Below are 11,255 nucleotides of genomic sequence, written 5' to 3'. Positions count from 1 at the left end.
CGCTGACCGGGCTGTCACCGCCGGTCAGCGGGGCGCGGGCGGGGAAGGGGACGCTCCGGCGAGCGGGCACGGCCGACGAGCGGGAGAGAACTCAGGCGACCAGCGGGCGGGGCTCCGGCACGGCGCGCAGCGCCTCCAGGGCGGCGATCGCCACACCCCTGGCGCCGGCCATGTCGCGGTCCGGAACCAGCGCGAAGGTGGCCACCGCGGCCTGCTCCTCCCGGAGGACGGTGTGCTCGCGGACCGTCGCCAGGAACCAGTCGCGGAACTCCGGCGCCGCCTCCACCACCCCGCCCCCCACGAAGTACGCGTGGGGATCGGTGAAGTTGGCCGCCACGGTGAACAGGCGGCCCAGCGCCATCGCCTGCTGGGTGAAGAGATCCCGGGCCAGCGCGTCACCCCGCTCGCCGTAGCCCCGCACGAGCTTCGCCGCCCGCGCCGCCGGCTCGGCGGCCAGCGGGTGGTCGGGGTGGCGGGTCAGCCAGTACGGCAGCAGGTTGCGCTCGATGCCGGTCAGCGAGGCGACGCTCTCGACGTCGCCGGTGAAGCCGCAGGCGCAGGTGGGCTCCGGCTGCCCCGGGCCGAGCAGCCCGTTCAGCGGGATGTGCACGTGACCCAGCTCGCCGGCCATGCCGGCGGCGCCGGCGATCACCTTGCCGCTCTCCACCACCCCGCCACCGAGGCCCGTGCCGACGATCGCCGAGACCGACGATCGCGCCATCGCCTCGTCGCCGAAATACACGTGGTGGGCGTAGAGCGCGGCGGCGTTGCCGTCGTTGTGGTAGATCACCGGCAGGCCGAGCCGTCGCTGGAGCGCGCCCCGCACGTCGAAGCCACGCCAGGCAGGCTGGGAGAAGTTGGTCGAGCCGCGCGACGAAATGACGCCGGTGGCGCTGGCCGGGCCGGGCGTGTCCAACCCGACCGCCCGGACCAGGTCACGAGGCACGCCGGTCTGCGCCAGAGCCCCGTCCAGCGCCCGGGCCAGCGCTTCGATCGCCGCGTCCGGGCCGGCGCGCACCTCGCTCGGGATCTCCAGCAGCCCGTCCACCAGGAACCGGCCGTCCACCGTCAGGACTGTGGCGTTGTTGCTGGTGCCGCCGTTGTCCAGGCCGACGACCACCGGCACACCTGCGCTGCCCACCGCAACCGCCTCCCGCCCTCATGAGTGTGAGCCGAGGCTAGTGCCAACCCCGCTCCCCCGCCACGCCCGCCCACCGAAACTGGGTTGGGGTGTCAGCCGAGCTCCGGTGACATCCGGAGTTGCTGTCGCCGGTGCCCCGGACTGCTGTCGCGCGTCCTTTGCTCTGCTTCACTCCGCGCAACACAAATCGGCCGCGAGTGTTGCGCCGGTTGAAGCAGAGCAAAGGATGCGAACAAGTGGGCGAGTCAACCCCGCACCTCCGCCGCAGCGCTGATGGGCCGGTCAGCCTGGGCGTCAGCCTGGGCGGCGGGCGATTACCGCAGTGGCGTCCAGGTCCTCGTCGTGTCGTACGGTCGGCGACAGTCCGGCTGCGTGGAACGCCGCGCACAGCGCGTCGGTCTGCGTCTCGCCAGCCTCGACCACCAGGTGCCCACCGGGCACCAGCCAGTGCGCCGCGTCGACGCCCACCCGGCGCAGCACGGTGAGCCCGTCCGGCCCGCCGTCGAGCGCAACCGGCGCCTCGTGCAGCCGCGCCTCCGGCGGCATCAGCGCCACCGCCTCGGTCGGCACGTACGGGGCGTTGGCCACCACCAGGTCGAGCCGCCCCCGCCAGTGCGCCGGCAGCGGAGCGAACAGGTCACCCTCGTACACCTCGGCGGATAGCCCGGCGAGGTTGCGGCGGGCGCAGGCCACGGCGGCCGGGTCGATGTCGGCGGCGGCCAGCCAGCGCGGCGCGAGCCGGCGGGCCAGCGCGACAGTGGTGGCCCCGGAGCCGCAGCAGAGGTCGACCACGGCCGGCGCCGGGCCGGTCAGCTCGACGGCGGCCTCGACCAGCAGGGCCGTCCGACCGCGCGGCACGAAGACGCCGGCGTCGACGGCGATCCGCAGACCGCAGAACTCGGCCCAGCCGAGCAAATACTCCAGCGGCTCGCCAGCGACGCGCCGGGCGGTCAGGTCGGCCAGCGTCGCCGGGGAGTCCGCGGCGGCCAGCAGCAGCTCCGCCTCGTCCTCGGCGTAGACGCAGCCGGCGGCGCGCAGCCGGCCCACGAGGGTGGTGCGGTCGGTGAAGTACGGCTCTGCCACGAAGCTCAGACCGGCCCGGCGGCGTCCAGGGCGGCGGCGATGTCGGCCACCAGGTCGGGAGTGTCCTCCACACCGCAGGAGAGCCGGACGAAGCCGGGGGCGGTGTCGTCCCCCCACTGCGCCCGCCGGTCCGCCGTGGTGTGCAGACCGCCGAACGAGGTGGCCGCCGCCACCAGCCGGGCGGCCTCGACGAAGCGGGCCACCCGGTCGGCGTCGCCCAGGTCGAACGAGAGCACCCCGGGCATCCGGCGCATCTGCGCCGAGGCCACCGCGTAGGCGGGATCGTCCGGCAGCCCCGGCCAGCGCAGACCGGTCACGTCCGGCCGGCCCGCCAGCAGGTCGGCGACGGCTGCGGCGTTCGCGCTCTGCCGGGCCAGCCGCAGGTCGAGGGTCGCCAGCGACCGGTGCGCCAACCAGGCGTCGAACGCTCCCGGAATCGAACCGGTGCCGGTACGCCAGAGCGTCACCGCCTCGATCACCTCGGCGGACCGGCTGGCCAGGTAGCCCAGCAGCAGGTCGGAGTGGCCGGTGAGCGCCTTCGTGCCGGAGGCCACCACCAGGTCGGCGCCGAGGTCCAGCGGGCGCTGCCCGAGCGGGGTGGCGGTGGTGTTGTCGACCGCGAGCAGGGCGCCGGCGGCGTGTGCCCGCTCCGCCAGGACGGCCACGTCGACCACGTCCAGACCCGGGTTGGCCGGGGTCTCCACCAGCACCAGCCGGACGCCTTCGAAGGACGGGTACGGCCCCACGGTCGGCACGAAGAGCACCCGTACGCCGATCGTCTCCAGCACGGCGGTGGCGAACGCCCGGACGGGGAAGTAGCCGTCGGAGGGCAGCACCACGGTGTCCCCCGGGCGCAGCAGGGTGAGCAGCGTCCCGGTGATGGCAGCCTGACCGCTGGCGAAGACCCGGCAGTCACCGCCCTCCAACTCGCCCACGGCGGCCTCCAACAGCCGCCGGGTCGGGTTGTCGGGGCGGCCGTAGCCGTTCGGCGACGCGTCCGGCCCCTGCCACGGGTCGAGGTGGTACGGCGCGGCGAAGACCGGACCCGGCAGGAACGCATCACCCGGCGCCGGCTCGGGCAGGCCGGCGCGCACGCAGCGGGTGCCGTCTCCCAGTTCGCTCATCGCTTCCTCACTCGTACGACTCGGGCTTGGCGGTCCGGCTCATCAGGGTGTCCACGGCGAGCCGCGGGTCCATCCCCTCGTGACAGATCCGTTCGACCTGCTCGGTGATCGGCATCTCCACCCCGTGCGCCCGCGCCAGATCGCGGATCGCGAGGCAGCTCTTGACGCCCTCGGCGGTCTGTCGGGTCGCGGCCTGGGCCTGCTCCAGCGTCTCGCCCCGGCCCAGGTGCTCGCCGAAGGTGCGGTTGCGGGCCAGCGGGGACGAGCAGGACGCGACGAGGTCGCCCATGCCCGCCAGGCCGGCGAAGGTGATCGGGTCCGCCCCGAGGGCCACACCCAGGCGGGCCGTCTCGGCCAGCCCTCGGGTCATCAACATGGCCCGGGTGTTGTCGCCGAAGCCCATCGCGGTGGCGATGCCGTACGACAGCGCGATCACGTTCTTGACCGCGCCGCCCAGCTCGCAGCCGATCACGTCGTCGTTGGTGTACGGCCGCAGGTACGGCGTCCGGATCGACGACTGCACGAGCGTGGCGCGGTCGGCGTTGGTGCCGGCGACCACCGTGGCGGCCGGCTGCTCGGCGGCGATCTCGGGGGCGAGGTTCGGGCCGGAGACCACCACCACCCGATCGGCGGCCACCCCGGCGGTCTCGACGATGACCTCGCTCATCCGCTTGGTGGTGCCGAGTTCGATGCCCTTCATCAGCGACACCAGAGTGGCGTCCGGGTGCAGGTGCCCGGCCCACTCGGCGAGGTTGCCGCGCAGGGTCTGCGAGGGCACTGCCAGCACCACCACCTCGGCGCCGCTGATCGCCTCGGCGGCGTCGGTGGTGGCGGTGACCCGGGCCGGCAGCAGCAGGTCCGGCAGGTACTCCGGGTTGCGACGCTCGGCGCGGATGCTCTCGGCCACCGGGGCGCGGCGGGCCCACACGGTCACGTCCCGCCCCGCGTCGGCCAGGATCTTGGCGAAGGCGGTTCCCCAGGAGCCGGCGCCCAGCACCGCGACGTGGCCGCTCATGCCGCTTCACCGGGGTGGCGCTCGACGGACGGTCGGGCCGGCCGTTCCCACAGTGGCGGCGGGGTGCCACCGCGGATCTCGACGAGCATGTCCCGCAGCCGCAGCATGATGGCGTCCGTCATCTCCTCGAGGGTTTCCCGGGTCGGTGGGGCGCCCGCCCAGCAGCTCAGGTCGACCGGCTCGCCGGCCACGACGGTCACCGGGATCCGGGGGCGGGGGTTCAGCCGGCTGGTCCGCGGGTCGAAGATCCGCTCCGGACCCCACATCACCAGCGGCACCACCGGGGCGCCGGTGGCCAGCGCCAGCCGGGCCGCGCCGGTCTTGGCCTTCATCGGCCACAGGTCCGGCTGTCGGGTGGTCGTGCCCTCCGGGTAGATCACCACCGCGCCACCCTCGTCGAGCGCGGCGACCGACTTGTCCAGCGAGCGGACCGCGTCCACGCTGCCGCGCTCGACCGGGATCTGCAGACAGCGGTGCAGGATCCAGCCGATCACCGGCACCCGGAACACGCTGGCCTTGCCCAGGTACTGCGGCCACCGCCCGGAGTCGTAGATGAAGTGCGCGGAGACCAACGGGTCGGCGTGCGAGATGTGGTTGGCGACGATGATCATTCCGCCGTCACGGGCGAGGTGCTCCTGGCCGCGCCAGGTCCGCCGGGTCCAGACGGTCATCACCGGCTTCACCAGCCCCACGGCGAACCGTTGCCAGAACCCCAGCCTCCGCCGTGCCACTGTGCCTCCTCGTCGCGCCCCGACCCGCCGCGAGCCCCACCCGCGACACCCGCAGCGGAAATCATGCCTGCTCGCCCCCGGTACGGCCAGCGAGGGTCCCGTCGTCCGGCTGGCAGGATTGCGGACGTGAGTCAGCCGAGGTGGGCCGTGGTGGTGCCGGTGAAGCGTCTGACCGCGGCCAAGAGCCGGCTGCGGGGCGCGCTGCCCGGCGTACCGCATGAGGAGCTGGCACTGGCGCTGGCGGCCGACACGCTCCGCGCGGTGCTGGCCTGCCCGGCGGTCGCCGAGGCCCTGGTGGTGACCGACGACACCCGGGTGGCGGCCGCGGCGCGGGCCGCCGGGGCGCGGACGGTGCCCGACCTGCCGGACGCCGGCCTGAACGCCGCCTTCCGGCACGGCGCGGCACAGATCCCCGGGCGGTGGGTGGCCGGGCTGACCGCCGACCTGCCGGCGCTGCGCCCGGCCGAGCTGGCCGACGCGCTGCGCGCGGCGCAGCACGACACCGAGGGGGTACGCCGGTTCGTGGCGGACGCCCCCGGTGGTGGGACGGTGCTGCTCGCCGCGCCGTCGGGCGTCGACCTCGACCCACGGTTCGGCGTCGGCTCGGCGGCGGCGCACGCGGCGAGTGGGGCGCTGCCGCTGACCGGTGACTGGCCCAGCCTGCGGCGGGACGTGGACACCGCCGAGGACCTGGCCGCCGCCGCCCGGCTGGGGCTGGGACCGCGCACCGCGGCGCTGCTCGCCGCCGGCTGACCGGCGCGCTGAACAAGCTGACCCGGCCGGTGTACGGTGCGAGCATGCAGGGCACGGTGGCCAGTTACGACGCGGCGACACGTAGCGGTGTCCTACTGCTCGACGACGGCACCGAGCTGCGTTTTCCCGCCCGGGCGTTCGACGCCTCCGGCCTGCGGTTGCTCCGGCTCGGCCAGCGGGTGCGCATCGACACCGATCCCGACGGCGAGGTCGTCCGGGTGACATTGCCGACGATGCACTGAGCTGGCGGGGCCAAGTTCATTTTGCGTTAACTCTAATCGGGTGATTATGAGCGGGTGAGCACCCCTCGCGAGCATCCGGTCACCCCTCCCGCCACCGACCCCCGCAACGGCGCCCGCGTTCGCGGCACCGACGGCCGTTTCCGCCCGTCCCGGGCCGAACGGGCCGGCGCCGCCCGTGCCGACACGCTCGCCGACGACCCGGGCGCGGCGTCCTCCGGGCTCGACGAGGTCATCGAACCCGGCGTGCCGCCCACGGAGACGGACGGCCCGGCGACCGGCGCGGCCCTGCCCGGCACCTCCGGCGGCCTCGCCACCGGCCTCTCCGCGGGCGGTGCGGGGGACGACGAGCCACCGGCTGCTCCCCCGCTGCCGGAGGACCGCTTCCTCAACCGGGAGCTGTCCTGGCTCGACTTCAACGCGCGGGTGCTCACCCTCGCCGAGGACCAGCGCACCCCCCTGCTGGAGCGGGCCAAGTTCCTGGCGATCTTCGCCAGCAACCTCGACGAGTTCTACATGGTGCGGATCGCCGGCCTGAAGCGGCGGCTCTCCGCCGGCCTGCCGGTGCGCGGCGGCGACCGGCTGCCCCTGCGCACGCAGCTGGAGCTGATCGCCGAACGGACCGCCGAGCTGGTCGCCCGGCACGCCGCCTGCTTCGTCGACGACGTCCTGCCCCGGCTGGCCGAGGAGGGCATCCGCATACTGCGCTGGGGTGACCTGGGCGACCCCGAGCGGGAGCGGCTGCGCACCTACTTCCGGGAGCACATCTTCCCGGTGCTCACCCCGCTCGCGGTGGACCCGGCGCACCCGTTCCCGTACATCTCCGGGCGGTCGTTGAACCTGGCGGTGGCGGTCCGGGACCCGGACGGCGGGTCCGAGCTGTTCGCGCGGGTGAAGGTGCCCAACAACGTCCCGCGCTTCGTACGGGTCGACCGGGACCAGCCGGGCGTGCGGATGCTGCCGGTGGAGGACCTGATCTCGGTGCACCTGGGTCAGCTGTTCAGCGGCATGCAGGTGGTCGAGTGCCACCTGTTCCGGGTCACCCGCAACGCCGAGGTGGAGGTCGACGAGGACCGCGACGAGGATCTGCTCCAGGCCCTCGAACGGGAGCTGGCCCGCCGCCGGTTCGGCCCGCCGGTCCGCCTGGAGGTCGCCGCGTCGATCTCCGACCACATGCTGGAGCTGCTCGTCCGCGAGTTGGACATGGACGACCAGGACGTGCTGCGGGTGCCCGGCCTGCTGGACCTTTCCGCGCTGTGGCAGGTGTACGGCGAGGCCGACCGCCCCGATCTCAAGGACCCGCCGTTCGTGCCGGCCACGCATCCCCGGCTCGCCGAGGGCGAGGTGCCGCGCAGCGTCTTCTCCACCCTGCGGGACGGGGACATCCTGGTGCACCACCCGTACCACTCGTTCGCCACCAGCGTGCAGCGCTTCATCGAGCAGGCCGCCGCCGACCCCAACGTGCTGGCCATCAAGCAGACCCTCTACCGCACCAGCGGTGACTCGCCGATCGTGGACGCGCTCGTCGACGCGGCCGCCGCCGGCAAGCAGGTGGTGGTCCTGGTCGAGGTGAAGGCCCGCTTCGACGAGGTGGCCAACATCGGCTGGGCCCGCACCCTGGAACGCGCCGGCTGCCACGTGGTGTACGGCCTGGTGGGGCTCAAGACGCACTGCAAGACCGCCCTGGTGGTCCGGCAGGAGGGCAACCAGATCCGCCGGTACTGCCACATCGGCACCGGCAACTACCACCCGAAGACCGCCCGCCTGTACGAGGACTTCGGGATGCTCACCGCCGACCCGGAGATCGGGGCGGACCTCACCGACCTGTTCAACGTGCTGACCGGCTACAGCCGGCAGACCGCGTACCGGCGGCTGCTGGTCGCCCCGCAGGGCATCCGCAGCGGCCTCATCGAACGCATCGAACGGGAGATCGCGCACGTCCGGTTGGGCATGCCCGGCCTGGTCCAGTTCAAGGTCAACTCGCTGGTCGACGAGGGCGTGACCGACGCGCTGTACCGGGCGTCCCAGGCCGGCGTGCACGTCGACCTGCTCATCCGGGGCATGTGCACGCTGCGTCCGGGGGTGCCTGGGCTGTCGGACAACATCCGGGTGCGCTCGATCCTCGGCCGGTTCCTGGAGCACTCCCGGGTCTTCCGCTTCGGCAACAACGGCGAGGCCGAGTTCTGGATGGGCTCGGCGGACCTGATGCACCGCAACCTGGACCGGCGGGTGGAGGCGCTGGTGCAGGTGAGCGATCCGGTCGCCCGCGCCGAGCTGGACTACGTGCTGACCGCCGCGATGAGCCCGGACGTGGACGCGTTCGAGCTGGCCGGCGACGGCACCTGGACGCGGCGTACCGACGGTGACGACGCGGCCCGGGTGCACCTGCAGGATCTGCTGCTGCGCCGCGTCGGTGGCACGGCCGGCTGACCGTTCGCGGCATAGGCTGAGCTGATGGTCGAGGAGGAGCAGAAGTACGAGGTGGACGACACCTTCGTGCTGCCGGACCTGTCCGCCACGTTTCCGGCCGGCGGCCGGGTCCGGGCGCTGCCGCCGGTGACGCTCGTCGCCCGCTACCTCGACACGGTCGACCTGCGGCTGGCCCGCGCCGGGGCGTCCCTGCGCCACCGCAAGGGTGACGAGCTGCCGTGGACGGTGAAGCTGCCCACCGGCACGCCCGGCGTCCGGCACGAGATCTCCCGTCCCGGGCCGGTCGGGCAGCCGCCGCCGGAGCTGGTCGAGCTGGTCACCGTCCTGCATCGGGGCGCGTCGCTGGCGCCGGTGACTGTGGTACGCACCGTCCGGCACGCTCACGAGGTGTGCGACCGGGCCGGAACGGTGCTCGCCGAGGTGGTGGACGACCGGGTGACAGTCCTCGACGACGCCGGCGCCACCACCGGCGCGTTCCGCGAGGTGGAGGTGGAGCGCAAGGCCGGCGACCGCAAGCTGCTGGAACGAATCGGCGAGGTGCTGTGCGAGGCCGGGGCCCGGGCCGGCTCGTTCACCCCGAAGCACGTACGGGCGCTGGGGACGGTGGCGCAGGCCGAACCCGACCTGGTCGGGCCGGGCGGACTGACGGCCGACCCGACCGCCGGGGACATGGTCACCGAGGCGGTCCGCAAGGAGGTGGGCCGACTGTTGGCGCACGACCCGCTGGTGCGGCTGCGCACCTCGACCGACGGCGGCGACAGCGCCGTACACCAGATGCGGGTGGCCTGCCGACGGCTGCGCAGCGACCTGCGCACCTTCCGGCCGCTCGTGCGCCGCAGCTGGGCCCGGCCCCTGCGCGACGAGCTGCGCTGGCTGGCCGGGGTGCTCGGCGGGGCGCGCGACGCCGAGGTGCTCCGCGACCGACTGCGGCGCACCGCGACCGCCGACCCGCTCAGCCCGCTCGACACGGGCGCGGTGGACCGACTGGACGAGGCGCTCGCGCAGCGGCAGCGGCAGGCGCTCGCCGCCATCGACGAGGCGCTGCGCTCGCCGCGTTACCTGGCCCTGGTGGACGCGCTGGTGCTGGCCGCCCGCGCGCCCCGGCTCACCCGACGGGCGGCCGCCCCGGCGGCGCGCACGCTACCGAAGCTGGTGGCCCGCCCGTGGCGGCAGCTCACCGGCCCCGACGGCGTGGACGGGCTCGACCCGCTGGCCCCCGACGACCGCTGGCACGCCGTCCGCAAGGAGGGCAAGCAGGCCCGCTACGCGGTCACCGCAGTGGTCCCGGCCGTCGGCAAGGACGCGCGGCGGCTGGCCCGCGCGTTGGCCCGCGTCCAGGACGTGCTCGGCGAACACCAGGACGCCGCGGTGGCCGCCGAGACCTGGCTCGCCCTCGCCGCCGACCGACCGGCCGACCACGAGCTGGCGGTCACCGCCGGGCGGCTGGCCGAGCGGGAACGCGACACGGTCCGCCTGATGCGGGCCCGGTTCCCCGCCGCGTGGCACCGGGCCACCCGGCGACGGCGGACCAGATGGTTGCCGTGACGGGCATCCGCGCTGCCGGCGGGGTCTGCTGGCGACCGACCGCCGACGGCGTACGGGTCTGCGTCGTGCACCGCCCGCGCTACGGGGACTGGACGCTGCCCAAGGGCAAGCTCGAACCGGGCGAGCATCCACTGGTCGCGGCGGTCCGGGAGGTGGCCGAGGAGGCCGACGTGCGGGGCGTACCGCAGGTGCGGCTGCCGTCGGTGCGCTACCGCAGCGAGGGGCAGGCCAAACTGGTCGACTACTGGTCGATGCTCGCGGTCGCCGAGGGCGGGTTCCAGCCGGGCACCGAGGTCGACGACATCCGGTGGCTGGCCGTGGACGACGCGATCCGCCTGGTCAGCTATCCGCACGACGCCGAGGTGCTCGCCGGGTTCGCCGCGTTGCCGCCGGTGACCGCGACCGTCGCGGTGGTCCGGCACGGGCACGCCGGCAAGCGGGCCACCTCGACCGGCCCGGACACCGCCCGCCCGCTCGATCGCGAGGGGTGGGCCCAGGCGTACGCGCTGGCGCCGCTGATCGCCCTGGTGCGCCCGGCCCGGCTCCTGTCGGCCTCGCCGCGCCGCTGCGTGCAGACCCTGGACCCGGCCGCCGCGTTGCTCGACCTGCCCATCGAGATCTGCGGCGACCTGGACGAGCCGCAGCCGGGTCAGCAACAGGACGAGCGGGTGCTGGCCACCGCCGCCCAACTGCTGGAGCTGGCCTGCGCCGGCGGGCAGGTGGCGGTGTGCAGCCAGGGCAAGGTGCTGCCGGGCGCGTTGGAGCAGCTGACCGGCCGCGCCGACGAGGACTTCATTACCCCGAAGGGCGGCGGCTGGCTGCTGGCCTTCAGCGGCGAGCGGCTGCTCGCGGCCGACCGCCTGTGAGGCCCGCCCGGCGCTTCGGCGGTTGATCCCCCCTTCAGGTCGCCGACGTGGCGGTGTCCGGCTGGCCAGATACCGCAGCATCGGCGATCCCGGCGCGGGGTCAGCGGGACGGCAGGGTGAGGGTCACCGCCACCGGCAGGTGGTCGCTGGCCTCGCCGCGCGGCGCGACCGGATTCGTCGCCGTCAGGCCGGGCGAGACGAAGACGTGGTCGATCTGCTGGCGTGGATCGTCGGCCGGGCTCGTCGCCAGCGGACGGGCGACCGCCAACGCGTCGACCAGCCCGGCCGCGGTGAACTGCTCGAAAGCCTCGTCGCCCGGCTCGGTGTT

The 11,255-nt window shown here is 74.4% G+C and carries 10 protein-coding genes and 1 pseudogene; 5 read left to right on the top strand and 6 right to left on the bottom strand.

Going from position 1 to position 11,255, the window contains the following annotated elements:
• Nucleotides 1-91: 91 nt before the first annotated feature.
• The 5 genes from AB0J68_RS16090 to AB0J68_RS16070 all read right to left on the bottom strand — a co-directional run bounded on the left by AB0J68_RS16090 (nt 92) and on the right by AB0J68_RS16070 (nt 5,094).
• On the bottom strand, nt 92-1,141 hold the full coding sequence (locus tag AB0J68_RS16090) for an ROK family protein (RefSeq protein WP_354860082.1): 1,050 nt from the start codon (nt 1,139-1,141) through the stop codon (nt 92-94).
• Between the two features lie 294 nt (nt 1,142-1,435).
• Nucleotides 1,436-2,224, bottom strand: coding sequence for a putative protein N(5)-glutamine methyltransferase (locus AB0J68_RS16085; RefSeq protein WP_363939115.1), 789 nt, complete (start codon nt 2,222-2,224; stop codon nt 1,436-1,438).
• A gap of 5 nt (nt 2,225-2,229) precedes the next feature.
• Nucleotides 2,230-3,348: a cystathionine gamma-lyase gene (locus AB0J68_RS16080; protein ID WP_363939113.1), complete on the bottom strand. Its 1,119-nt coding sequence runs from the start codon at nt 3,346-3,348 to the stop codon at nt 2,230-2,232.
• Nucleotides 3,349-3,355: 7 nt separating this feature from the next.
• Nucleotides 3,356-4,363 carry an NAD(P)H-dependent glycerol-3-phosphate dehydrogenase gene (locus AB0J68_RS16075; RefSeq protein ID WP_354860089.1) on the bottom strand — a complete coding sequence of 336 codons (1,008 nt, stop codon included), beginning with the start codon at nt 4,361-4,363 and terminating at the stop codon, nt 3,356-3,358.
• Nucleotides 4,360-5,094 carry a lysophospholipid acyltransferase family protein gene (locus AB0J68_RS16070; RefSeq protein WP_354860091.1) on the bottom strand — a complete coding sequence of 245 codons (735 nt, stop codon included), beginning with the start codon at nt 5,092-5,094 and terminating at the stop codon, nt 4,360-4,362. Before AB0J68_RS16070 ends, AB0J68_RS16075 begins: the two co-directional genes overlap by 4 nt.
• A 126-nt stretch (nt 5,095-5,220) precedes the next feature.
• Here AB0J68_RS16070 and cofC point away from each other — a divergent pair, with 126 nt between their 5' ends.
• From cofC to AB0J68_RS16045, 5 genes are read left to right on the top strand one after another with little or no spacing between them, the layout of a single operon-like run.
• Complete coding sequence (gene cofC, locus AB0J68_RS16065) at nt 5,221-5,847, top strand: 2-phospho-L-lactate guanylyltransferase (RefSeq protein WP_354860093.1); 627 nt, start codon at nt 5,221-5,223, stop codon at nt 5,845-5,847.
• A 44-nt stretch (nt 5,848-5,891) separates the two neighbouring features.
• On the top strand, nt 5,892-6,089 hold the full coding sequence (locus AB0J68_RS16060) for a cold-shock protein (protein ID WP_354860096.1): 198 nt from the start codon (nt 5,892-5,894) through the stop codon (nt 6,087-6,089).
• A 54-nt stretch (nt 6,090-6,143) separates the two neighbouring features.
• A complete protein-coding gene (locus tag AB0J68_RS16055) occupies nt 6,144-8,516 on the top strand; it encodes an RNA degradosome polyphosphate kinase (protein ID WP_354860099.1) in 2,373 nt (790 codons plus the stop codon).
• A 24-nt stretch (nt 8,517-8,540) separates the two neighbouring features.
• Nucleotides 8,541-10,061 (top strand): CYTH and CHAD domain-containing protein, encoded by a 1,521-nt coding sequence (locus AB0J68_RS16050; RefSeq protein ID WP_354860101.1) that lies wholly within the window; start codon nt 8,541-8,543, stop codon nt 10,059-10,061.
• Nucleotides 10,049-10,927 carry an NUDIX hydrolase gene (locus AB0J68_RS16045; RefSeq protein WP_354860103.1) on the top strand — a complete coding sequence of 293 codons (879 nt, stop codon included), beginning with the start codon at nt 10,049-10,051 and terminating at the stop codon, nt 10,925-10,927. The genes AB0J68_RS16050 and AB0J68_RS16045 overlap by 13 nt, the downstream gene beginning before the upstream one ends.
• 100 nt (nt 10,928-11,027) lie before the next feature.
• On the opposite strand, the pseudogene AB0J68_RS16040 reads toward AB0J68_RS16045, so the two are convergent.
• A pseudogene (locus AB0J68_RS16040) lies at nt 11,028-11,255 on the bottom strand (endonuclease); the annotation flags it as partial.

Source organism: Micromonospora sp. NPDC049580, assembly GCF_040675595.1.
Taxonomy (GTDB): Bacteria; Actinomycetota; Actinomycetes; order Mycobacteriales; family Micromonosporaceae; genus Micromonospora.
Note: the sequence above shows the minus strand (reverse complement) of the source record. Positions and strands in the feature narration are given on the sequence as shown.